The sequence below is a fragment of the Egibacter rhizosphaerae genome (assembly GCF_004322855.1).
GTDB lineage: Bacteria > Actinomycetota > Nitriliruptoria > Euzebyales > Egibacteraceae > Egibacter > Egibacter rhizosphaerae.
On record NZ_CP036402.1, the window covers coordinates 3,916,440 to 3,938,978 of the forward strand.

Annotated in this window: 18 protein-coding genes; 11 read left to right on the forward strand and 7 right to left on the reverse strand. The window is 68.8% G+C overall.

Going from position 1 to position 22,539, the window contains the following annotated elements; translation table 11 throughout:
- The first annotated feature begins 309 nt into the window (after nucleotides 1-309).
- From rny to ER308_RS18035, 3 genes are all read left to right on the forward strand, one after another.
- Nucleotides 310-1,725 carry a ribonuclease Y gene (gene rny / locus ER308_RS18020; RefSeq protein ID WP_131156273.1) on the forward strand — a complete coding sequence of 472 codons (1,416 nt, stop codon included), beginning with the start codon at nucleotides 310-312 and terminating at the stop codon, nucleotides 1,723-1,725.
- Between the two features lie 228 nt (nucleotides 1,726-1,953).
- Nucleotides 1,954-2,709, forward strand: coding sequence for a hypothetical protein (locus ER308_RS18025; RefSeq protein WP_131156274.1), 756 nt, complete (start codon nucleotides 1,954-1,956; stop codon nucleotides 2,707-2,709).
- Nucleotides 2,710-2,786: 77 nt separating this feature from the next.
- Nucleotides 2,787-3,602: a hypothetical protein gene (locus ER308_RS18035; RefSeq protein ID WP_165492226.1), complete on the forward strand. Its 816-nt coding sequence runs from the start codon at nucleotides 2,787-2,789 to the stop codon at nucleotides 3,600-3,602.
- Between the two features lie 62 nt (nucleotides 3,603-3,664).
- Here the strand turns inward: ER308_RS18035 and ER308_RS18040 are convergent, their stop codons facing one another.
- Both ER308_RS18040 and ER308_RS18045 read right to left on the reverse strand, forming a co-directional pair.
- Nucleotides 3,665-4,216 carry a TetR/AcrR family transcriptional regulator gene (locus ER308_RS18040; protein ID WP_165492227.1) on the reverse strand — a complete coding sequence of 184 codons (552 nt, stop codon included), beginning with the start codon at nucleotides 4,214-4,216 and terminating at the stop codon, nucleotides 3,665-3,667.
- 2 nt (nucleotides 4,217-4,218) lie between these two features.
- The gene (locus ER308_RS18045; RefSeq protein WP_131157095.1) at nucleotides 4,219-4,704 is read right to left on the reverse strand and encodes a small multi-drug export protein; all 486 of its coding nucleotides are present in this window, start codon (nucleotides 4,702-4,704) and stop codon (nucleotides 4,219-4,221) included.
- A 195-nt stretch (nucleotides 4,705-4,899) separates the two neighbouring features.
- Between ER308_RS18045 and miaB the strand changes: the two genes are divergently transcribed.
- Genes miaB through hflX form a run of 5 tightly spaced genes read left to right on the forward strand, consistent with a single transcriptional unit; the run spans nucleotide 4,900 to nucleotide 10,397 of the window.
- Complete coding sequence (gene miaB / locus ER308_RS18050) at nucleotides 4,900-6,318, forward strand: tRNA (N6-isopentenyl adenosine(37)-C2)-methylthiotransferase MiaB (RefSeq protein WP_165492228.1); 1,419 nt, start codon at nucleotides 4,900-4,902, stop codon at nucleotides 6,316-6,318.
- Nucleotides 6,315-7,139, forward strand: a complete 825-nt coding sequence (locus tag ER308_RS18055; protein ID WP_131156279.1) for a class III extradiol ring-cleavage dioxygenase family protein — start codon at nucleotides 6,315-6,317, stop codon at nucleotides 7,137-7,139. Before miaB ends, ER308_RS18055 begins: the two co-directional genes overlap by 4 nt.
- Before the next feature lie 5 nt (nucleotides 7,140-7,144).
- Nucleotides 7,145-8,059: a tRNA (adenosine(37)-N6)-dimethylallyltransferase MiaA gene (gene miaA, locus ER308_RS18060; RefSeq protein ID WP_131156280.1), complete on the forward strand. Its 915-nt coding sequence runs from the start codon at nucleotides 7,145-7,147 to the stop codon at nucleotides 8,057-8,059.
- On the forward strand, nucleotides 8,056-9,003 hold the full coding sequence (dapF, locus tag ER308_RS18065; RefSeq protein WP_131156281.1) for a diaminopimelate epimerase: 948 nt from the start codon (nucleotides 8,056-8,058) through the stop codon (nucleotides 9,001-9,003). The genes miaA and dapF overlap by 4 nt, the downstream gene beginning before the upstream one ends.
- Nucleotides 9,000-10,397: a GTPase HflX gene (gene hflX, locus ER308_RS18070; RefSeq protein WP_165492229.1), complete on the forward strand. Its 1,398-nt coding sequence runs from the start codon at nucleotides 9,000-9,002 to the stop codon at nucleotides 10,395-10,397. Before dapF ends, hflX begins: the two co-directional genes overlap by 4 nt.
- A gap of 36 nt (nucleotides 10,398-10,433) precedes the next feature.
- On the opposite strand, the gene ER308_RS18075 is transcribed toward hflX, so the two are convergent.
- Entirely contained in the window at nucleotides 10,434-10,652 is a 219-nt protein-coding gene (locus ER308_RS18075) for a DUF6458 family protein (protein ID WP_131156283.1), read from the reverse strand.
- A gap of 175 nt (nucleotides 10,653-10,827) precedes the next feature.
- Nucleotides 10,828-11,523 (reverse strand): transcriptional repressor LexA, encoded by a 696-nt coding sequence (gene lexA / locus ER308_RS18080; protein WP_240731846.1) that lies wholly within the window; start codon nucleotides 11,521-11,523, stop codon nucleotides 10,828-10,830.
- A 166-nt stretch (nucleotides 11,524-11,689) separates the two neighbouring features.
- On the opposite strand from lexA, the gene ER308_RS18085 reads away from it, so the two are divergent.
- Nucleotides 11,690-12,142 (forward strand): hypothetical protein, encoded by a 453-nt coding sequence (locus ER308_RS18085; protein ID WP_131156285.1) that lies wholly within the window; start codon nucleotides 11,690-11,692, stop codon nucleotides 12,140-12,142.
- A 59-nt stretch (nucleotides 12,143-12,201) separates the two neighbouring features.
- Here ER308_RS18085 and nrdR read toward each other — a convergent pair whose 3' ends face one another.
- Nucleotides 12,202-12,678 (reverse strand): transcriptional regulator NrdR, encoded by a 477-nt coding sequence (nrdR, locus tag ER308_RS18090; protein WP_131156286.1) that lies wholly within the window; start codon nucleotides 12,676-12,678, stop codon nucleotides 12,202-12,204.
- Between the two features lie 488 nt (nucleotides 12,679-13,166).
- On the opposite strand from nrdR, the gene ER308_RS18095 reads away from it, so the two are divergent.
- Nucleotides 13,167-18,461 (forward strand): LAGLIDADG family homing endonuclease, encoded by a 5,295-nt coding sequence (locus ER308_RS18095; RefSeq protein ID WP_131156287.1) that lies wholly within the window; start codon nucleotides 13,167-13,169, stop codon nucleotides 18,459-18,461.
- 437 nt (nucleotides 18,462-18,898) lie between these two features.
- Nucleotides 18,899-20,338 (forward strand): hypothetical protein, encoded by a 1,440-nt coding sequence (locus tag ER308_RS18100; protein WP_131156288.1) that lies wholly within the window; start codon nucleotides 18,899-18,901, stop codon nucleotides 20,336-20,338.
- 69 nt (nucleotides 20,339-20,407) lie between these two features.
- Here the strand turns inward: ER308_RS18100 and ER308_RS18105 are convergent, their stop codons facing one another.
- Together ER308_RS18105 and ER308_RS18110 are read right to left on the reverse strand one after the other, a co-directional pair.
- Complete coding sequence (locus tag ER308_RS18105) at nucleotides 20,408-21,127, reverse strand: helix-turn-helix domain-containing protein (RefSeq protein WP_131156289.1); 720 nt, start codon at nucleotides 21,125-21,127, stop codon at nucleotides 20,408-20,410.
- Nucleotides 21,127-21,984 carry a hypothetical protein gene (locus ER308_RS18110; RefSeq protein ID WP_131156290.1) on the reverse strand — a complete coding sequence of 286 codons (858 nt, stop codon included), beginning with the start codon at nucleotides 21,982-21,984 and terminating at the stop codon, nucleotides 21,127-21,129. The genes ER308_RS18105 and ER308_RS18110 overlap by 1 nt, the downstream gene beginning before the upstream one ends.
- Between the last annotated feature and the right edge of the window lie 555 nt (nucleotides 21,985-22,539).

Sequence of the window (22,539 nt, forward strand, 5' to 3'; positions counted from 1 at the left end):
CGTCCGGGCGGATCGGTGCCGGGACCCATCTGGGCGGACGCATGCCCGTATCTGCACAGCATCCCGCCCACGTGCCGGTTGCAATGCCGGTGACGAATTCGATCGTACGATTGAGATAGGATTTTTCGTTCCGCCGAGTTCTCGTTCTGCGCCGTTGACGCTTTCATCTCGGCCGCCGTATCCTGCCCATGACCAGCGCGTTTGCCGCAGAGTTCCGGGCTCGCGGCGCGGCCGAGGCATTCAACCCCCGCCGGTCAGCGCGAGTGGGCTCGGGCGCACATGCGCACGCGCCGAATGAAGGAGGCGCGCATGGAGGCCACCGCGACGGCGTGGGCATTGGCCACGGTCGTCGCGCTGGCCACGGCGATCGTCGTGCTGACGGTCGATCGCGCGTTGGCGCGCCGTCGTAAAGCCCGTGAGCACGGGGGCCTCGACCAGCGAGAGCAGCGCTTGCTCCAACGCGAGGAGACCCTCGAGACGAAGGCCTCGACCCTCGAGCTCCGGGAGGCCAATCTGCTCGAACGCGAGCGGACCCTCGCGGCGGCTCAGGCCGACCTCGAGGACGAGCGGGTCACCGTGCGAAAGCGGCTCGAGGAGCTCGCCGACTACACCGCTGACGAGGCGCGCCAGGACCTCATCGAGGAGGTCGAGGCACAAGCCCGTGCCGATGCGCGGGAGCTCGTCCGTGACGTGGAGCAACGCACCCGCCAGGAGGCGGGTCGACGCGGGCAGGAGATCCTCGCGACCGCCGTGCAGCGCGTGGCCTCGTCGTCGACCGCTGCGGTGGCGACGAGCACGGTCAGCCTGCCCGACGAGGACATGAAGGGTCGGATCATCGGGCGGGATGGTCGCAACATTCGCGCGTTCCAGCAGGTGACCGGCGTCGACGTGATCGTCGACGACAGCCCGGGGGTCGTGACGCTGTCGAGCTTCGACGGGGTGCGCCGCGAGATCGCGCGGCGGACGCTCGAGGCGTTGGTGGAGGATGGGCGCATCCAGCCCGCGAGCATCGAGAACGCCTTCGAGAAGGCGGCGGACGACGTGCAGAAGTTCGTGCTCGCCGCGGGCGAGGAGGCGATCAGGGAGGCGCGGGTCGAGGATGACGTGCCGGACGAACTCGTTCGGCTCCTCGGCGAGTTGGAGTTCCGCAGCAGCTACGGGCAGAACGTGCGCCTGCACAGCATCGAGTGCGCGCTGATCGCGGGAGTGATGGCCGAGGAGCTCGGTCGGGACGGCACCGTCGCGCGGCGCGCGGCCCTATTGCACGACATCGGCAAGGCCCTCACGCACAAGGTCGAGGGAAGCCATGCGGCCGTCGGTGCTGAGCTCTCGAGGCGCGTGGGTGAGTCCGAGCCGGTCTGTCACGCGATCGCGGCCCACCACGACGAGGTCGAGCCCCAGACCGTCGAGGCCGCCCTCGTGCAGGCCGCTGACGCCGCGTCCGCTGCCCGGCCGGGGGCTCGTCGCCAGGCGTGGGAGCAGTACGTCAGTCGGCTCAACTCGATCGAGGACATCTGCCAGTCGTTCGATGGTGTCCGCGAGGTCCATGCGCTCCAGTCGGGCCGTGAGGTGCGTGTCATGGTCGCGCCGGACGCGATCGATGATACGCAGGCGAGGTCGTTGACCTCCGAGATCACCCGCAAGCTCGAGGCCGAGGCGCGCTACCCGGGGCAGATCAACGTGACGGTGATCCGCGAGTTCCGCGTGCGCGGGACCGCCAAGTAGGGCAGTCGCCCTTGACTTCGCCGGTGGTTCCGTTCCACCCCGCGACCAGAGCCAGGAGCGCCTTCACGCGGGCACCGACCCCCCGCTGACCTTGAGCCTCCAGGGTCTGTCCACCGCCCGCACAGAAGGCATTGCGATCCCCCCGAAGCGCCGGTAGCTTCCAACGCCCTCAGATCAGCGGAATGTGCTCGCAAGGGTTGGACAGCTATGCCTGGGCGAACGTTCTTGATGGCCCTGTTCGGGGCGTTGCTGATGGTGGCGGCTTCCTGCACGTCCGACGAGCCCGAGGTGGAGAGTGCGGAGCCTCCGGATAGCGAGGGGGACGCTGATCCCGCCCCGACCTCCGCGGAGGAGGATACGACCGACCCCTCCCCAGAGGACCCCAACGACTCCGATGAGGAGGCGGAGGACAACGCCGCGGATGACGAGGCGGACCCCGCCGATGACGAGGAACTCACCACGGGGGAGTTCGCCCGCCCCGACGAGTTCGATGAGGACCACCTTGTGGAGTCCTACCAGAAGCTGGAGGAAATCGACTCCGAGAGCCTCAACCGAGTGCTCGAGGATGGCGAGTGGACCGAGGAGAACACAAAGTACCTGGACTGGATGTACACAGAAGAAGAGGCTAGTCGCCGCAGGGAGGCCCTGCTTGGCCCTGTCGATTTCGCGGAACGAGAGGAAAGGGGACTCTCAGATGAGCCCAGACCGGCAGATGTAATCGGAATCGATAGGGCGATCGAGGACTATTGGCCTGATTGCGTCCACGTTGAGTTCATCATTGATGAAAGTCCTTTCTTTGCTGACGGTTACAGTGGAGTTCAGCGGCCCGTCTACACCACGCTCGTTCCGCGCGACCCAGGGCGCGTTAGCTCGCAATATAATCCGACGCCTTGGGTTCAGTGGGACGCGACCGTGACGGTGGACGCTGAACCAGTCGAGGAGCAGGATCTTCGCGCTCCATGCGAGGAGGAGGTTCTGCGGTGACGATCCTTGCCGTACGGCGCGTAGGGTCACTCCTGTTGACGTTCGGTGTATTGCTGGTGACCTTCCCTTCGGCAGTCGTGGGTGCTCAAAGCGATGCCGACCCGCATGTGGAACGGGGAGACGACCAATCTCAGGTTCATGGCCACGTCGAAGCAGAGCACGAAGGTGCGGAGATCGAGGAGGTCATCGACGAAGGGCTTCCCGATCCGGAGGATGTCGGACTCGAGTTCATCGTCCAGGCGGAAGACACGGACGACGACGGGGGCGAGGAACTCTGCTGGGACGTGGTCGTGCACGTTTTCGAAGGCGCGCGGGAGGAGTTCGGCGGGACGAGCTCCGTTGACGAGATCGAGGAGGAGTCCCTCGATCGCGAGGATGCCGGGGACAGCTGGTGGCCGGACATGGTGGATGGGCGTTGTGAGCACGAACAGGTGACAGCGGAACTGGAGGCGCACTTCGCCGAGTTGGCGGGCTCGGTGCCCATGCCCGAGCCCGATCCGAACATCGAGCCGGGAATGGCGGTGACCGGCCTGCCCGCCTACTTGGAGACGGGCATCGAGGTGGATTACGAGGCCATCTCGTTCGGCGAGTTGCTGGGCACCTTCCACGTCACCCCCGTTCCGCGCGAGGTCAGCGTCGACTGGGGGGACGGGTCCGTGGACGGTCCGGTGGAGGCCGAGGACGGACCGTGGCCCGACGGTGAGCTGACGCACGCCTACAACGACGTTGCAGACCTGACGGTCGGAGTGCTCCAGGAGTGGGACGCGTACTGGGAGTACGAGGACGGCGAGCCCGGCGTGATCGGCGATCACTCCGGCGTGGTGCGGGGGCTACAGTCCTACTCCGACCTCGGCTTGGAGGTGCACGAGATCCGCGCCCGGCGGGTGGAGTGACCTGTGATCACGGTCGGCCCTCGACCGGCGGGCTCCGGTCGATGGCCCGCAGCGGCCAGGGGTCAGTGGTTGGTAGCGGTCAGCCAGCGGCGAAGCTGGGCAGCCTGTTCATCGAAGCTGGTCGCGCCCCCGTCGAGATCTCGCTGGGTGATGATCCCGAAGACCGTGATCACGAGGAAACGAGCTTCGCCCGAGGCGAGGTCGAGCGCATCGGCAAGCTGCGATACCGCGCGATCCATCGTCGCGACCATGACCTCGGTGCCGTCGTCGCTGCGCTCCCGCAGGTGGTCGAGGCAGATGCGGTTGTAGCGGGCGAGCCAGTCCTCGTGGGCCGCCGCGTTGGCGAGCAGTGCGTCGAACCGCGCCACCGGCCCCTCGGCCTGTTCGAGGTCGGCTGTGAGCACGACGGTCAGCCGTTCGGTCATGTGCTCCACGACCCGCAGGAACAGGTCCCGCTTGCCGCTGAAGTAGTGATAGATCGTCCCGGTCGACACGCCCAGCGCGTCCGCGACCTCCCGGGTGGTGAGCCCGTCGAACCCTCGATCCGCGAACAGCTCCGCGGAGCCCGCGAGCAGTTCGGCGCGGTACTCCTCGTGGTCGACGATCTTCGGCACGGTTAACCCCCTACGGCCGTCATGCCACCCACGGTCGCCAAGGCAGTGCCGGCTGCCCAGAGCGCCAGGCTCCCCGCCGTCCAGATCACGACCTCCCGACGCGACGCGCCGAGCCCGAGGGCGATCAACGCGGCGAGATGGATGCCCGTGAGCAGGGGTCCCAGCAGTGCCAGCCCCGGAACCCCGTAACGCCGGGCGACGCGGCGGCCGCGGGCGTACCGGCCCGACTCGGCGCTGCCCGGGGCCGCCTTACCCCGCGCCTCCCGCCGGCGCAGGATCACCGACCAGCCCGCCACCAGCCCGAGAACCGGGAGGAAGTTCCCGACGAACGCCACGATCGCCACGAGCGTCGGGTCGAGATCGAGCAGGATCGCGGGAGGCACGACAACCAGAAGCTCGACCCACGGCACGGCTGCCCCGATCAGGACGGCCAGGTAACCCAGCGCGCCCTGTGCGGCCCAGTCCCGCAGGAGGTCGAGCACGTCCATGGCAGCCAACTCCAAAATTTAAATCGAACGCTCGTTATACTATCGTAGTTCCCTCCGTCGCGCCGCACCACGGGGCGTGGGAGACCAGCGGCTGCCGTTCGCCATCCCACGATGCGGCGTGGGCGCAGCCGGCTGCCGTCGCCATCCCACAATGCGGCGTGGGCGCAGCCGGCTGCCGTCGCTATCCTCCGGCCAATGAGCGCTCCCACCTACTTCATCCGCACCTTCGGGTGCCAGATGAACGAGCACGACTCCGAGCGCGCGGCCGGCGTGCTCGAGACGATGGGCTACCGGCCCGCGGCGGACATGGACGCCGCGGACCTTGTGCTCTTCAACACCTGTGCGGTCCGCGAGAACGCGGACAACAAGCTGTACGGCCAGCTGTCGCAGGTGAAGCCGCTCAAGCAGGCGGACCCGGAGAAGACCGTCGTCGTCGGGGGCTGTCTGGCGCAGAAGGACCAGGACGCGGTCGCGGAGAAGGCTCCGTGGGTCGACGTGGTCTACGGCACCCACAACATGGGACGTCTTCCGGAGTTGCTCAGCCAGGCGGACTCCACCCACCTGCCGGTCGTGGAGATCCTCGAGCACACCGAGATGTTCCCGTCCGCGCTGCCGGCTCGGCGCGAGGTCGAGCACCACGCGTGGGTCTCGATCTCGATCGGCTGCAACAACACCTGCACGTTCTGCATCGTGCCGATGCTCCGGGGCCCGGAGAAGTCCCGCAAGCTGGGCGAGATCGTGAGCGAGGTGCGGGAACTCGTCGCCGACGGCGTCCGGGAGGTGAGCCTGCTCGGGCAGAACGTGAACTCCTACGGCCGCGACCTCGTGTTCGCCGATCCCGGCGACGGGCCACGCAACCGCACGATGTTCGCGGAGCTCTTGTACGCGCTCGGGGAGGTCGACGGCCTCGAGCGGGTGCGCTTCACGAGCCCGCACCCCAAGGACTTCACAAGCGACGTGTTCGCCGCGATGCGCGACATCGACAACGTCTGCGAGCAGTTGCACCTGCCGCTGCAGTCGGGCAGCGACCGCATCCTCAAGCGGATGCAGCGCAGCTACCGGGCGCAGCGCTTCCTCGACCTCGTCGCCGAGGCTCGGGAGACCATTCCCGGTGTGGCGATCTCGACCGACATCATCGTCGGCTTCCCCGGTGAGACCGAGGAGGACTTCGAGTCCACGCTCGCCGTGGTCGAGCAGGCGGCCTTCGACGCCGCGTTCACCTTCGAGTACTCGCCCCGGCAGGGGACCGCGGCGGCCGAGATGGACGGTCACCTGCCCGCCGACGTAGTCAACGCGCGGTATCAGCGGCTCGCGGGGCTCACGCGGGACTTGAGCGAGCAAGCGAACGAGCGCCAGGTCGGCACGGTCCAGGAGTTGCTCCTCGAAGGGCCCAGCAAGAAGGACCCCACCAAGCTCTCGGGCCGCACGCGCACGAACCGGCTCGTGCACGTACCCGGCCCGGACGGGGGCGGTCTCGCCGGGCTCGCCGCCGGCCAGCTCGTCCCCGCGCGCCTCGATTCCGCCCGTGCGAACTATCTGCTCGGCGAGGTCGTCGACGCGGCGTGCGATGCGCCCGTGGGCGGACCGCGACCCATGACGACCGCGCTGCGGTGACGACCGGGGCGACTGACGGCTCGGGCTCGGGGGAGCTCGTCGGCGTCGCGCTCGTGCCCAGCGCCCCGGTGCTGGTCGAGGGCGTGAGCCCGGTCCGACCCGAGGGCATGGACGCCGTGGGGGAGGCGGCTGACGGCGCCCTCGCGGAGCTGGTGCACGCGGAGCTCGTCGTGCTCGTCGCGGCTGCACCCGATCCGGCGGCCACGACGCCCGCGCCCGACTCGCCGCTGGCCGCGACCGCGCCCTTCCCGGCGGGGGTGCACCAGACGGCGCGGGCGGGGCTGGGGTCGCTCGGGCTGCCCGATGTGGGGAGCGATCTTCCGGTGCCCGCCCGCGCCGTCGCGACGATCGCGGCCGCGACGGAGCTGCCGCGTCTGCGGGGCCCGCTGCCGGTGGATCTCGCGGTGCTCGCGCTGCGGCTGCGGCCGGCGCGGCCCGTCGTGCCCGTCGCGGTCGACTCGACCGCCGAGGCCGCGGAGCTGCGGAAGGTGGGCACCGAGCTCGCCGCCGCGGCCGAGGATCTCGGCCGGCGAGTCGGGCTCGTGGCCGCGGGGGAAGGCAGCGCCGGCCTCGACGAGCGCGCCCCGCGGCACGTGATCGAGGGTGCGAAGGAGTGGGAGGACCGCCTCGTCTCGGCGCTCGCCGACTTCGACATCGACGGGCTCGCACGGCTGGGCCCGCAGGAGGCCGGCCGTGTGGCGGCGCGTGGATGGGCCTCGACCCTGGTGGCCGCCGCGGCCGCAGGCGCGAGCGGGCGGTCGTTGTCCCTGCGGCGTCACGCGGCGCCGCGCGGCCTCGGCTACGCGATCGCGGTCGGCTGACGGTCATGCTCGCGCTCGTCGGACCGACCGCCGCGGGCAAGTCCGAGGCGGCGCTGTCGGCGGCGCGCGAACTCGACCGCACCGGGATCCCGGTCGAGATCGTCGCGGTCGACGCTTTCACCGTCTACCGGGGGATGGACGTGGGCACGGCGAAGTCCCCGGCCGAGGCGCGCGCGGAAGTCGCCCACCACATGGTCGACGTGCTCGCGCCGGAGGAGGACTGCACCGTCCAGTGGTTCCAGGGGCAGGCGCGCCAGCGGATCGCGGAGGTTCGCGCACGTGGGGCCCTGCCGCTGCTCGTCGGGGGCTCCGGGCTCTACTTCCGGGCGGTGGTGGATCCGCTCGAGTTCCCCCCAACCGACCCGGACGTGCGGGACGCGCTCGTCGCGCGGCACGCGACGGATCCCGAGGGTGCCCACGAGCAGCTCGCGCGCCTCGACCCCGCGGCGGCCGCGCGCATCGAGCCCGGCAACCTTCGCCGCACCGTGCGGGCGCTCGAGGTGATCCGCCTCACGGGACGGCCGTTCAGCGCGTTCCGCACCGCGTGGGACCTGCCCCACGAGCCGCGGTCCGACCTTCACGTCGTCGGAATCGACATGGATCGCGCGACCTTGGCCGAGCGCATCGAACGACGCGTGGCACGGATGCTGGCCGGTGGGCTGGTGGAGGAGTGCCGTGCGCTCGCCGGCCGCTCGCTGTCGCGCACCGCTCGCCAGGCGATCGGCTATGCCGAGGTGTTCGACTACCTGGCCGGGCAGGCGAGCCTCGAGGAGGCCGCCGAGCGCGTCCGCGTCCGGACGCGGCGGTTCGCCGCGCGCCAGCAACGATGGTTTCGCGCGGACCCGCGGGTACAGTGGAGATCCGACCGCGTCGCGGCAGCCCTCGTCGGAGCCGCGAAGGAGCGACTACCGAACCGATGACCGCCCCAGTGCCGGGATCCGCAGCCCTCGCCTTCGTCAAGGCGCACGGGACCGGCAACGACTTCGTGCTGCTGCCCGACCCCCAGGGAGAGCTTGCGCTCACGGCCGCCCTCACGCGGGCGTTGTGTGACCGGCACCTCGGGTTGGGGGGCGACGGGGCGATCCGGCTCGCGCCGGGGGAGGAGTCGCCGGGGGACCCGTCGGCCGACGTGTTCATGGACTACCGCAACGCCGACGGCTCCGTGGCCGAGATGTGCGGCAACGGCGTGCGCTGCGTCGCGAAGTACGTGGTGGACCGCGCGCCGGGCCTCGACCGGGTGAGGGTCGGCAGCCGGGCCGGCACGAAGGAGGTCGCGGTCGTCTCCCGTCATCCCGACGGGCGGGTCGACCGGCTCCGCGTCGACATGGGTGCGCCCGAGGTGCTGGCCGACGACCACCCGCTGACCGTCGGCGGGACGCGCTTCTCAGCGGTCACGGTCTCCATGGGCAACCCGCACGCGGTGCTCGTCGTCGAGGACGTCGACATCGTCCCGCTCGCGCGGCTCGGCCCGGCGATCGAGACCCACACCGACTTCGGACAGGGAACGAACGTGGAGGTCATCGCACCGCTCGGGGGAGGTCGCATCGCGGGGCGCATCTGGGAGCGAGGCGTGGGCGAGACCCTGGCCTCGGGCACCGGGGCCTCCGCGATGGCCGTGGCCGCGCACCAGCGAGGGCTGGTCGGTCGCGAGGTCACCGTGACGCTGCCGGGCGGCACGCTCGACGTGAGGCTCGACGATCCCACCCTGTGGGTCACCGGGCCCGCGGTGGAGGTGGCCTCGGGCCAGCTCGACCCGGCGTGGTGGGGGCAGGCGCGTGCCGGCGAGGCCGAATCGACGGGGGATCCGGCTCCTTCGGGGGACGCGCCGCCGACCGACGAACCGACGACGACAGGAGTGATGTGACCGACAAGCGATCCACCCGCACCGAGGAGCCCCAGGCGCCACTGCGTCGCGCCGATCGGCGGCGCGCGGCGGCCCAGCGTGTGCGCGACGATGCGCCCCAGGAGGGCGTCGCGATCATCCGGCGGGTCGACCGCGCGGTGCTCGTTGCGGTGCAGACACCGGAGCAGAACCGTGCCGACGTCGACGGCGCGCTCGACGAGTTGGCGTTGCTGCTCGACACCGCGGGTGGCGAGGCGGCCGAGCGACTCGTGCAGCGCCGCGACCATCCCGACGGCGGCACGTTCATCGGCCGCGGCAAGATCGAGGAGCTTCGCGAGCTGGCGGCGGAGACGGACGCCGACGCGGTGGTCTTCGACGACGAGCTGTCGCCCGCGCAGCAGCGCAACCTCGAGGAACGACTCGGCGTCAAGGTCCTCGACCGCACGATCGTGATCCTCGACATCTTCGCGCAGCACGCCGCGAGCCGGGAGGGCAAGGCGCAGGTCGAGCTCGCGCAGCTGAGCTATCTGCTGCCGCGGCTCCGCGGCTGGGGACACGCGCTGTCGCGCCTCGGCGGCGGGATCGGCACTCGGGGGCCGGGTGAGACGCAGCTGGAGGTCGACCGCCGGAAGCTGAACCGTCGGATCGCGAAACTACGGCGTGACCTCGAGGACTTCGAGCGAACCCGACGCCTCAAGGGCGCTGAGCGCGAGCGCCAGCAGGTCCCGGTCGTGGCCCTCGTCGGTTACACGAACGCCGGCAAGTCGACGTTGCTGCGCGCGCTGTCGGGCGCCGAGCTGCACGTGGCCGATCAACTGTTCGCGACCCTCGACACGACCGTGCGTCGCGTGTCGTTGTCTGACGGACGGGAGGTCGTGGCGACCGACACTGTCGGGTTCGTCCGAAAGTTGCCCACGCAGCTCATCGAGGCGTTCAAGTCGACCCTCGAGGAGACGCTGCGTGCGGACCTGGTGGTCCACGTCGTCGATGCGTCCCACCCGGAGGCCCAGGTGCAGATCGCCGCCGTCGACGAGGTGCTGGAGGAGATCGGCGCGCAGGACATGCCCACGCTCCTCGCCCTCAACAAGGTGGATGCGCTGGACGCCGAGGAACGGCGCGAACTGCACCGGGACTTCCCCGATGCGGTGGCCGTGTCGGCGGCGACCGGGCAGAACGTCGAGCGTCTGCTCGGTCGTGTCGCCGCCGCGTTGCCCACGCCCCGCCGCGAGGTCGAGGCCCTCGTGCCTTACGCCGAGGGGCAGCTCGTGGCGCAAGCGCACCGCGAGGGGGAGGTGCGCAAGGAGGAGCACCGCCCGGAAGGGACCTACCTGGTGGTCGATGCGGACCGCGTCACCGCCGATGCGCTGTGGCCATACGCGTTCGCCGATCCCTGGGCCGGTGAGCGGGGGGAGTGACGACCCCCTGTGACGTCGGGAAACCGCCGGAGGACTTCAGGGCCCGTCGCTCTCCTCGATCACCGTCTGCCGCCCGGGTTCGCGGACGACCCGGCGGCGGTTGCGCATGAACAGCCCCGCCACGAGCCCGGCGCCGCCGCCGACGATGAGGATGTAGCCCACGGCGACGAGGTTCACGCCAGGGATGTCCGCCGTGATGGCGAACGCGAGGATCGCGCCGAGCACGATCAGGCCGATACTGCCGCCAATGGTCATCGCTGACCCTCCTGCAGCCGGCGCGAGTCAGGGACTACGCGGAACGTCGCGAAGAACGCCGGCGTGACGAAGGTGCCCGGATCAGGCGGGTCGCCACACCTTCGGACCTTGTCCGGATCACCGATGTCCGGAGTCGTGGTGACGTCAGGGCCGACCGTCAGGCAGGCACCGGCGGTCAGACGGTACGCAGGACCGCGACGACGCGCCCGAGGATCTGGTTGTCCGCTTGCGGGTCAAGCGGGATCGGCTCGAAGGCTTCGTTCGACGGGTCGAGCCACAGCCTGCCGTCCCGGCCGCGCCGGAACCGCTTCACAGTCGCCTCACCGTCGATCAGCGCCGCGCACATCTCCCCCTGCTCCACGGTGGGCTGCTGGCGAACCACCACCAGGTCGTCGGGCAGGATCCCGTCGTCCACCATCGACTCGCCTCGAACGCGGAGCATGAAGAGCGTGCCTTCGCCGACGAGGTCCTCGGGCAGCGTGACCTGCTGCTCGATGTGCTCATCGGCGATGATCGGCGCGCCTGCAGCGATCTCGCCCACCAACGGGATCCGGCGGACGCCGGCGAGTTCGGCAGCCTGAGCGCCCTCGGCGTGCGCGGCTTCTGCTGCGGCCTCCCCGGGCGGGGGGAGCACCTCGATCGCCCGCGGGCGGGACTGGTCGCGGCGCAGGTAGCCGGCCTGCTGCAACTGCGCGAGCTGGTTGTGCACGCTCGAGGTCGAGCTCAGGCCGACGGCCTCGCCGATTTCGCGCACGCTCGGCGGAAACCCGCGATCTCGCACGGCGTCGCGGATGTACGTGAGGATCGCGTGCTGACGTGGCGTGAGCCCCCCGGAGTGGACCTCGTCGGCAGGTTCGGTGGGTGTGGACACGGCCCCTCCTTCTGGCTGAGCCCTCTCGGGCTGCGGAGTCCGTCGACAAGGATCGTGGGATGACGACCTCTTGATGGCGTGAACGGTAGCAACCATCCAGGCGAATTACAAACATCTGTTCGACTCGCCTGTTGACATCGAACGCACGTTCGTGCACCATGGCCACATGGTGATCGAACAGGGGTTCGGATCAGGACAGGAGGCGGCCGGTGTGGCGGCGCGTGGGGGCCCGCCGCACCGTGCCGCCACCCCGATGGGGCGACGGGTGCTGGCTCGTCGTCGGATCGGGGTGGTCGTGGCGCTGGGGATGCTCGGCCTCGTTGGGTGGACGGGGGCGGGCCTGTTCGCCGCGGGGGACGAGGGGGGAGCGGCACCGGCCGCGCTCGCTGAAGCGCAGGCCGCCCCAGCGCCCTCGGATGCCCCGGCGGGTGTGCGAGCGAGCGAGGTCGACGGTGGGATCGTGGTCGTCGGTGAGGGTGAGACGCTGTGGGAGCTCGCGCCAGCGGAGGTCGACCCGCAGGCCTGGGCGGGCGAGGTCGCCGCGCACAATGAGGTCGAGCCGACCGAGGTTCGCGCCGGGCAGCCGCTGCGGGTCCCGCCGGGAGCCGGCGAGGGCTGAGCCAGGGCATGGGTCGCGATCCCCCGGAGGTGCGGTCAGCAGCGCCGGCGGGGACCGGGCTATGGCGTCGAGGCGGGCTCGGGCGGCTCGTCGTCGGTGGACAGGCTCGCCAGTTCGCGATGGAAGTCCTCGGGGCTGGTGAAGCTCTTGTACACGCTCGCGAAGCGCATGTACGCGACGTCGTGGAGCTCGCGCAGGGCGGCGAGCACCTCGCCGCCCACGACGTCGGACGTGACCTCCCGCCTCCCCGAGTCGCGTAGCCGTCCCTCGACCCGGGCGACCGCGCGTCGCACGGCTCCGGGCTCGAGCGGCAGGTTCGTGGTCGCGCGGGCGATGCCTTTCGCCACCTTGTCCCGGTCGAATGCCTCGACGTCGCCGGAGCGCTTGCGTACCCGCAGAGGGGTCTGCTCCACGCGCTCGTACGTGCTGAACCGTTGCCCGCAGGAGTTGCAGGCTCGGCGGCGGCGGATCGCTTCGCCCGCCGCTCGCGAATCGATCACGCGGTCGTCGTCGGTCGCGCAGTACGGGCAGCGCACGCGCTCGCTCCCTCCTCGTCGGTCGGTCCCTGTGCATTCTCGCTGGACGGTCGAGCGCGTGCTCCCCAAGACCTTGCGGTTGTGTCCCCACCGAGGGGCGGGCGATCCACACCGCGACCTGTCCTGTCCGCCGTGGGTCCCCAGGCTTGTCCCCAGGATCTGTGGAAAACCTGAAGTACGTCCACAGCCGTGGACGGGCGATTCGGTGCCAACGGGCGGATTCCGTCGGTACAGTCACGCGTCCGACCGGCCGGTGCGCTTCCCCGGCCACCCAGGGCCCACAACATATTGTATCTCCACGTGCATGGGGCCTCCGTATCTAGGGGCTGACGTGGATTCGGTCCTTGACCCGACGAGCTCGTTGTAGCAGAGTTACGGGTCCTGAATTACAAGGCTGAGATTCGTGGTGCAGGGGTTCGGGGGCTTGCCACCACACACCCAGCCGGGCACGACACCAACCGACCTCGCCGTCGAGCCAGGAGCCATACATGCAGACCACCGACGAGGCGCTCACCGCGGTCGGCACCGCCGAGGACGACGCGGGGCTGCGCATCCGCCGCTTCTTCACCCGCGACGACGTCCAGCCCTACGACGAGCTCGAGTGGGAGCTGCGCGACGCCGTCATCAGCGATTGGAAGTCCGGCGAGGTCGCGTTCGAGCAGCGCGGCGTGGAGTTCCCGACGAGCTGGTCGATGAACGCGACCACGATCGTGGCCCAGAAGTACTTTCGGGGGCACCTCGGCACGCCGGAACGCGAGCGCAGCGTCAAGCACATGATCGACCGGGTCGCCGACACCATCACGCGGTGGGGGCTCGAGGGCGGCTACTTCGCGGACGAGAGCTCGGCCGAGGTCTTCAACCACGAGCTCAAGCACCTGCTCGTGACCCAGAAGGCGGCGTTCAACAGCCCGGTGTGGTTCAACTGCGGCACCGAGGACAAGCCGCAGTGCTCGGCGTGCTTCATCCTCTCGGTCGAGGACACGATGACGTCGATCCTCAACTGGTACTACGAGGAAGGCGTCATCTTCAAGGGTGGTTCCGGCAGCGGGGTGAACCTCTCGAAGATCCGGTCGAGCAAGGAGAAGCTGCGCGGCGGCGGCGAGGCGAGCGGGCCCGTGTCGTTCATGCGCGGCGCCGACGCTTCGGCCGGGACGATCAAGTCTGGCGGCAAGACCCGTCGCGCAGCGAAGATGGTGATCCTCGACGTCGACCACCCCGACGTCGAGGAGTTCATCTGGTGCAAGCGCAACGAGGAGCAGAAGGCTGCCGCCCTCGCCGCCGCCGGCTTCGACATGGGCTTCGACGGCGCGGACACCGGCAGCATCCAGTACCAGAACGCGAACAACTCGGTGCGCGTCACCGACGAGTTCATGCAGGCCGCGGTGGAGAACCGAGACTTCGAGCTCAAGACCGTGACCGGCCGGGAGGCGGTCGAGCGCGTCGGCGCGCGCGACCTACTCAACCAGATCGCGCAGGCGGCCTGGGAGTGTGCAGACCCAGGGGTGCAGTACGACACCACGATCAACGACTGGCACACCACGCCGAACGCGGGGCGGATCAACGGCTCGAACCCTTGCTTCCCCGGCTCGGCACGCGTGCACACCGATAAGGGCCTCGTTCGCTTCGAAGAACTGACGCGTCGGGTGCAGCAGGGTGAGACCTTCGGGGTGTACACCCACGATGCCACGAATGCGGAGGCCCCCTCGACCCGCGTCGAGCTGACCTCGCCCGAGGCGTTCATGGTCACCGGCCGCAACCCGATCGTGCGGCTGCGATTCTCGAACGGACAGGAGCTCCGCTGCACGCCGAACCACAGCATCTGGACCACGAACCGCGGCTACGTGGCGGCCGAGGATCTGACGCCTGAGGACCGGGTGCTCGCACTCGATGTCGCCACCCCCGCTTCCCAGGCTGATCAAGCGCTGCCGGTGCGGACCGACCTCGCGGCCTACCGCGAGAAGGGAGATCGAGCGAAGGAGCTTCGCCTGCCCGAGAAGTGGAGCGACGAGCTCGCGCACTACCTCGGGTGGCACACCGGCGACGGCTCTGTGTCGGGGAACTGTCTCTCCACGATCTACGGCGGGGAGGAGGAGCAGACGCATCACCTCCCGCGCCACCGTGAACTCCTCGCATGGCTGAACGGTGACCAGCACCCGACTCCGTCGATGCAGGAAAACGGCACGCAGCAACTGCGGTTGACCCGCCGGCCGCTGCGGAAGTTCTTCGAGGCGCTCGGCGTCTCGGACGCGCACGCGGCGGACAAGCGGGTTCCATGGGCGGTCTTCGAGGCGCCGGAGGATGCGCAGGCCGCCTTCTTGCGTGGGCTGTTCGACGCGGACGGAACGGTGGTCGACGTGAAGACGAAGGGCGACCGCTACGTGAGCCTCGGCTCCAGCTCGCCCGAGCTTCTCCGCGACGTGCAGGTGCTGCTCACCGCCCACGGGATATCGAGCCGCATCTACGCGACGAGGGGTGCTGAGGAGCAGTCGGGCCTTTCGTACGTCCGTCGGGACGGGACAGAGGCGATCTACGCGAGCAAGCAGGCCTACCAGCTGCGGATCAGCGGGCGCTCCCTAGAGGCCTACGCGCGGGGGATCGGGTTCGACCTCCCGGGCAAGCACGCGCGGCTAGTCGACGTGGTCGAGGCCTACAGCCGCTACGACACGGACCGCACGGTGCGGCTCGAAGATCGCACCCACGATGGTGTGGAGCTGACCTACAACCTCACCGAGCCGCGCAACCACAGCTACGTCGTTGATGGTGTCGCGGTCCGCAATTGCTCCGAGTACATGCACCTCGACAACTCGGCGTGCAACCTCGCGAGTCTAAACCTCCGCAAGTTCGAGGTCGACGGGACGTTCGACGTTGACGCGTTCAAGCGCGCCGTCGAGATCGTGTTCACCGCGCAGGAGATCATTGTCGGGAACTCGAGCTACCCGACCGAGAAGATCGAGGAGAACGCGCACCGCTTCCGCCAGCTCGGCCTCGGCTACGCGAACCTCGGCGGGCTGCTCATGAGCCAGGGCATCCCCTACGACTCCGAGGAGGGCCGCGCTTGGGCGGGCGCGGTCACCGCGCTGATGACCGGGCACGCCTACCGCACGAGCGCCGAGCTCGCGGCCGTGCAGGGTCCGTTCGAGGGCTTCGCCGACGATCGCGAGGGCACCCTGCGGGTAATCGGCAAGCATCGCGATGCCGCCCACGACATCGACGCGGACAAGGTGCCGGCCGATCTGCTCGCGGCCGCCCAGCAGGCGTGGAACGAGGCGCACGAACTCGGCCACGAGCACGGCATCCGCAACGCGCAGTCCTCGGTGCTCGCTCCAACCGGCACTATCGGCTTGATGATGGACTGTGACACGACCGGGGTGGAGCCCGACCTCGGCCTCGTGAAGATGAAGAAGCTCGTCGGCGGCGGGACGATGCGCATCGTCAACCAGACCGTCCCGCGGGCCCTCGACAGCCTCGGCTATCAGCCCGAGCAGATCGAGGCGATCGTCGACTACATCGACGAGCACTCCACCATCGAGGGCGCGCCCGGCTTCCGCGAGGAGCACCTGCCGGTGTTCGACTGCGCGATGGGGGAGCGCTCGATCTCGCCCATGGGGCACGTGCGGATGATGGGTGCGGTCCAGCCGTTCATTTCGGGAGCCATCAGCAAGTGCGTCGTCGGCGAGACGCTCGTGCCGACCGAGGACGGGCTGGTGAGGATCGAGGAGCTGCACGAGGGTGAATCGGCGGACTCGTTCCGCGACGACGTGCGGCGGGTCGCGTCCCTCGGCGGCGAGGCGAAGACCGACGCCTTCTACTACGGCGGCACGCGCAAGGTGCAGCGCGTCGTCCTGCGGTCGGGCCACGAGGTCACGGGCACCGAGAACCACCGCGTCCTCGTTGGGGGCCCGTCCGGCCTCGCGTGGCGGTACCTCGACGAGATCGAGGTCGGCGAGTACGTGGGGACGCGGTACGGCTCGGAGCTGTGGTCGGAGGTGCCCGCGCGCCTCGACGGCTTCGTGCCGAGCCCGTCGTACGGCCCCCAGAAAGCGGTGTCGCTGCCCAACGAGATGAGCGAGGAACTCGCCTTCCTGCTCGGCGCCTACTGCGCGGAGGGCAGCATCAGCCGCAGCAACTGGACGATTCGCATCACCAACCAGAACCTCGAGGTGCTCGAGCGCGTCAAGTCCGCGTTCGAGTCCCTGTTCGACGTGGATGCGAGCATCGTCGACCCGGTGGACCGCTGTGCGCACGTGGCGGTGGCCTCGAAGACGCTCGTTGAGCTCTTCGAGTTCCTCGGCTGCGGCGTGGGGGCATCCGGCAAGCGAATCCCCTCCGTGGTGCTGCGCTCGCCGCGGAGCATGGTCCTGTCGTTCCTTCAGGGGCTGTGGCTCGACGCCTACGCCGCGCCCGGTGCGATGCCGAAGTGGGCGCTGTGCGTCGACTCGCCGGAACTGCTCGATGACGTGCAGGCGGTGCTCACCAACCTTGGGGTCGTGCACAGCCGGATCGCCAAGCACAACGAGGAGCACGAGAAGACGTACGACGAGGTCTACGCGACGGGTCACCACGCGGCCCGGCTGCTGGAGCTCGTGCCGTTCCTCGAGCCCGATAAGGCCACAAGGGCCGAGCGCGTTCGCGAGCAAGCGAGCGACGGGCCCCACAACACCGCCGACGTTGTGCCCGGCATCACGGGCAGGGAGCTGTACGACCTGATCCCCGCTGGGTACGGCGACGGGGAGGACGGACAGCCGAAGTCGGTGACCTGGCGGTTCCTGCTCGACCCGCGCACGACGCATGTGAGCCGGCGGACCCTCGAGCGCGTCGCGGCGATTCCAGGCGTCGAACTGCCCGAGTGGCTGCAGCAGGTACTCGACGACGGCTTGCACTTCAGCCCCGTCGCGACGGTCGAGGACGCAGGGATGCGGGAGGTCTACGACCTGTCGGTGCCGTCCACCCACGCGTTCGTCGGCAACGGGATGGTCAACCACAACACCGTCAACATGCCTGAACAGGCGACGGTCGAGGACGTCGAGGAGATCTACACCGAGGCGTGGCGCCTGGGTGTGAAGGCCCTCGCGATCTACCGGGACAACTGCAAGGTGAGCCAGCCGCTCGCGATCGCGACGAGCGACGACAAGAAGCAGGAGGTCCCGGCCACGACCGAGGAGGCCGCCGAGCAGGGCGTGCGACGCCGTCGCCTGCCGAAACAGCGGCCGAGCCAGACGATCTCGTTCACCGTCGGGGAGGCCGAGGGCTACCTCACCGCCGGTGAGTACCCCGGTGACGGGCTCGGCGAGATCTTCGTCAAGCTCGGCAAGCAGGGCTCGACGCTCTCGGGCGTGATGGACGCGTTCGCGATCGCGACGTCGATCGGGCTGCAGTACGGCGTGCCGCTCGAGGAGTACGTCAAGAAGTTCACGAACATGCGGTTCGAGCCCGCCGGGATGACCGACGACCCGGAGGTCAAGTTCGCCGCCAGCGTGCTCGACTACATCTTCCGCCGGCTCGCGATCGAATACCTGCCGGCCGAGACCCGGGCCGAGCTCGGGATCTACACGATCGAGGAACGCAACGCGCAGCTGGACGCGCAGTACGGGCCCGCGCCCGGGAGCACGGAGGCGCCGAAGGCCGATCCCGAGGGGCAGACCGTGCTGCCCGTCGAGAAGGAGAGCCGTGTCGACGACATCTACGGGGACGCGCCGATGTGCTTCTCCTGCGGGATCCGCATGCAGCGTTCCGGCGCGTGCCACGTCTGCGAGCAGTGCGGCACGACCACCGGTTGCAGTTGATGTGAACCGTCAGACCGGTGGCACCGGATCCGTCAAGTCGGTGTCACCGGTCCGTCAAGCGAGTGTCAGTGGATCTGTCAATAGTGACATCCATCACGGCGCAGCCGAAGACAAGGCCGCCCCCGGTCCCGCTGCCGTAAGTAGACGTGGGAGGTGAAGTGCATGGCCGGAAAGCAAGGAGAGCGCGACACGTACAAGTACCGGTATGTCGATTCGGGGGGTCGCGTAAAACATTCAGGTATAACGAACAACCCGGATCGACGCGAAGGGGAGTTGAACCGCAAGTACGGATCGGGACAACTGCAGAAGGTTGGTCGCCGCACCACGCGCGAGGCCGCGAAGGAGTGGGAAGGCAGACGCCCGAGTGCGAAGCGGGCCGGCCCTTAGGGGTGGGCTTGGTGGAACTCGCGGAGCAGCCAGGGGAGATTGTATAACCGATGCTGTTCAGCGAGTTCTACCAGATTACGAAGGGCCAGGAGGACGACTGGTTCGACACGATCCTGGATGCAGATACGAAGCTGTTCATCGACCCCTTTCTGCTCTATAGGGAAGATGAACTCCCCGATTCACACTGGTACGGCGCACATAGCGGCATCATTGAGCACTTCCAGCAGGTCTTCGAGCTACTAGCACTTGCCGGCTGTGATTCCAAGCATCTGCCGTATCGCGTAGCCCTCGGTGCACTGTCGTTTCGGGAACCACGCGAGTTTTGCCTGGGGTATACCGCCGAAGGGACCAGGGGTGCCGGCAGCGCAAAGGGCTTCGCTAAGCTCATAGCAGCTGCGATGTGTGATGCGATCAGGCGTGGAAGGAAGGAACTCCGGCATTTCGAGGAGCTTGGAGTGCTTCACGAAGGGATCGGTCCAGATCGCATCTCGGACATGGCATGCACTGTTCTCAAGAGCAAGTTCCTATCGTACACGCAAACCGTGGCACGTCGGCATGGGCTCCAGCTGGACACGCACAAACTCCCTAATGCGTCCTTCGACAATGAGGCGTATTCCTGGAGGTCGGACTCCGTCTGGCTGCCAACGAATCCTTACAGCAGTGGTCCGCTCCTACTGACGCCTGCGCGGTTTCTGAACGATTTGCCGACGTTGAATGCTGATGACTGGTGGGCTGCGCAGGAAGCCCACGAACTACGGGATCGCTTCAACCTGGACGTCGTCCGGAGGGTGGATAAGAAGACCATAGTTGATCTTGCAAATCGCGATCCTGCTGCAGTGGAGGCATGGGCCAAGCGTCGGGAAAGCGAACGTGCAAGACCGTACGACCTCCGCCGTGATGCCAATGGTGTGTACCGTTGGGATATTGAGTCTCGTAAGTATGCTGAAGAAAACCCCATAAGCCTTGCAGATCCTGAAACGCACGAGCAGTTCCTCGACGTCGTGGAAGCGCTTATCGAGCGCTTTCGGCATTTCGTTGAGAACGACGGTGGTTGGAGGTTGCTTTGGGACGATAGGGGGCCGAAGCCGGAATCGGCTGCGCAACTCCTATTTCGAGGGCTAGCAAGGACCTATTGCGAGCTACATGGAATTAACGTCGACCGTGAGGTGCTGCTCGGTGACGGGGCGGTCGACTTCAAGTTCTCGTCCGGGTATGAGCATCGAGCTCTGCTGGAAGTGAAGAAGGTTGAGAATGGCAAGTTTTGGAATGGGCTGAACGCTCAGCTGCCGAAGTATTTGGAGGACGATCGTTGTGTGGACGGGTGGCTATTGGCAGTTCGGTTTCAGGGAAGGGGTGTATCCGTCCAGCGTGTAAAGAATATCCCTGAAGCCGTTGACTCAGTGTCGCAGAGGCTCGGGATGAACATTCGCTACAGCCTTGTAGACGCGCGCCGTTCGCCGTCTGCATCGAATATGTCGACTCCGAAGTGATTGCGGTTCTCCGGTCCCGTCAAGGACGCTTCTGGTTTGCGTAGGGATGTGGGCGCAGGGCTTCGTGGGTCAGGGGGAACTGGGTAGGGCTGCACTTTCGGGAAACAAGGCGGCCATCGTCTCACGGCTGGGTCGCGGGGGTTCGCCTCCGAGGATGCCGGCGTGAAGGAGGCGGGCGAGGGCGACGTGTTCGTTGTTGGTGAGCCGCTGGGTGTCAAGCTCGCCGTCGCATAGGGCGCGGTGCAGCAGTTGAGCAGCGGTTCGGGGGAGCTGTCGGCGGGTGTGCTCGGCGCGGATCGCGTCGCGCAGCGCGTCGGGTTCGGTGAGGTGGGTGGCCGGGTGCAGGACGAGGTCGCCGCGGTGGTGCTGGAGGGTGGCGCCGGTGGTCGCGAGCAGTTGGGCGAGTTGGTCGGCAGCGCGATCGGTACGGTTGAGGGTCCAGCCGAGGCTGGTGGCGGCGGTGTCGCGTGGGAGCCGGTGGTCATCGGCGTGGTGCGGCAGCGCGCCGAGCGCTGCGGCGTCCGCTTCGAGGCTGTCGCCTGCGTGTTCTGTTCGGTCGTGTGCCTCGGAGGCGGGCGCGGCGGGATTGTCGGTCAGGAGCGCGTGGAGGGGCAGCGCGAGCGCGTCGGCGACGCGGTGCGCGAAGTGGAGGGTGAGGTGCTCGTGGTTGGAGCCGGCTTCGAGCGCGCTAATGACGACGGATGTGACCGCGAGGTCGCGCGCGAGGGCGCGTTGCGAGAGGCCGAGCTCGTGGCGGCGAGTCGCGATGCGTGTGGCGTCGAGCGGCATCAGGCGGCCTTTGACGAGCCGAGGTTGGTGAGGGCGAATCCGCGCCCGGCGAGCCAGCGGCGATCTGCGGGCTGGCGACGTACGGCTTGCCCGTTCAGCAGCGGCACGCCGAGCTCGCGTGTGGCGTCGCCCAGGGCGGTGGCGGCGGCGCGTTGCCCGAGGGGTTGGCCGCGGGGGTCGGTGAGCAGCGGGTCGGTGTCGGTTGCCCCGTGGGTGAGTCGTCGGAGTCGTTTGGCGCGCAGGAACGGTTCGCTGCCGGTGGGCATCTCCATGGGTCCGTGCGCGCCGGTCACGTAGCGGCCGTCCGGGTCGGCGTCGGCAAGGGTCAGCGAGCGCAGGTCGTCGATGGCCAAGCCGGCGGCGGTGAGCGCGCATACCAGCGCGCGGTGCGGGGGCCGGTAGGCGCGCAGCGCGGTCCACGTCCGCGGATCGCGGACGGCGCGGCGAGGTGCGGCGGGTTGGGCCGCGAGCAGCTCGTAGAGGTCGAGGGAGGCGAGGGTGCCGCGCGTGAAGCAGGCGGCTTGCACGGCGCGCACGCGGGTGGCGAGTTCGGCTTGGGTGGCGGTGTCGGCGATCTCGTCGGCGAGGAGGGTGCGCAGCACCGCCTCGGTGGCCCCGTCGCGGTCGATGCGCTGGCGGGTGCGCTCGAGCGTGTCCCGGTAGCAGGCGTCGAAGACGGCGAACTTGCCGAGTCCGGGTTCGCCGCTGACCAGGCCGATCTCGCGCAGCTCGACGACTTGCCGGGCGAGTACGTGGGTCTTGCGCAGCGCGGTGGTGCGAACCACCGCAGCGTCGTCGACGCCGGCGAGGTGGCGTCCGCCGGCCTGCGGTTGTGGTGCGGCGGTGGGGCTGGTCATGGGCGCGGCTCCTGGGAAGGGGGCGTCGGTAGGGCGGCGTGCTACTGGTCGGCGAGGCCAAGCCAGCTTTCGGCTTGCTCGTCGTCGGGGTCGTCGCTTAAGGCTGGGTGGGGACTGGATCGTCGATGTGCGGGCTGGCGGGCGGGTCGGCGAGGTCGAGCAGGTCTTGGTCCCCCGGGCCGGTCGTCCGAACGCGTCCGCATCGCGGATGAGTACCGGGCTGCGGGCCCTTGCTCCCCGCGCGCACCCCGCATGCGGCGCACCACGCCCGCTCGATGGTGGTCTCGACCACGAGCTCGACCTGCCGGGCCTCGAGCACGCGGAAACCTTCGAGCCCGAGCACGACAGCATCAGCTGCACTACCCTCAATCACCACCTGGCGCCCTCCTGCCTCGCAGTCCTTGACAACCGCGAGTCTCGGAGGGCGTCAGGCGTTCACGAAAGAACCCTGCCCGGCTCGCCCGTCACGCCCGCTCCCCACTTCGAGACGAAGAGCCAGAATCGGGTGGCGCGGCTGTTCGACGCGGGATGTGGCATGCTCTAGGCATGTGGGGC

Coding starts and splice junctions, on each gene's coding strand:
- rny (WP_131156273.1), top strand. CDS start 310: ATGGAGGCCACCGCGACGGCGTGGGCATTGGCCACGGTCGTCGCGCTG.
- ER308_RS18025 (WP_131156274.1), top strand. CDS start 1,954: ATGGCCCTGTTCGGGGCGTTGCTGATGGTGGCGGCTTCCTGCACGTCC.
- ER308_RS18045 (WP_131157095.1), bottom strand. CDS start 4,704: ATGGACGTGCTCGACCTCCTGCGGGACTGGGCCGCACAGGGCGCGCTG.
- miaB (WP_165492228.1), top strand. CDS start 4,900: ATGAGCGCTCCCACCTACTTCATCCGCACCTTCGGGTGCCAGATGAAC.
- miaA (WP_131156280.1), top strand. CDS start 7,145: ATGCTCGCGCTCGTCGGACCGACCGCCGCGGGCAAGTCCGAGGCGGCG.
- dapF (WP_131156281.1), top strand. CDS start 8,056: ATGACCGCCCCAGTGCCGGGATCCGCAGCCCTCGCCTTCGTCAAGGCG.
- ER308_RS18075 (WP_131156283.1), bottom strand. CDS start 10,652: ATGACCATTGGCGGCAGTATCGGCCTGATCGTGCTCGGCGCGATCCTC.
- ER308_RS18085 (WP_131156285.1), top strand. CDS start 11,690: ATGGTGATCGAACAGGGGTTCGGATCAGGACAGGAGGCGGCCGGTGTG.
- ER308_RS18095 (WP_131156287.1), top strand. CDS start 13,167: ATGCAGACCACCGACGAGGCGCTCACCGCGGTCGGCACCGCCGAGGAC.
- ER308_RS18100 (WP_131156288.1), top strand. CDS start 18,899: ATGCTGTTCAGCGAGTTCTACCAGATTACGAAGGGCCAGGAGGACGAC.
- ER308_RS18105 (WP_131156289.1), bottom strand. CDS start 21,127: ATGCCGCTCGACGCCACACGCATCGCGACTCGCCGCCACGAGCTCGGC.
- ER308_RS18110 (WP_131156290.1), bottom strand. CDS start 21,984: ATGACCAGCCCCACCGCCGCACCACAACCGCAGGCCGGCGGACGCCAC.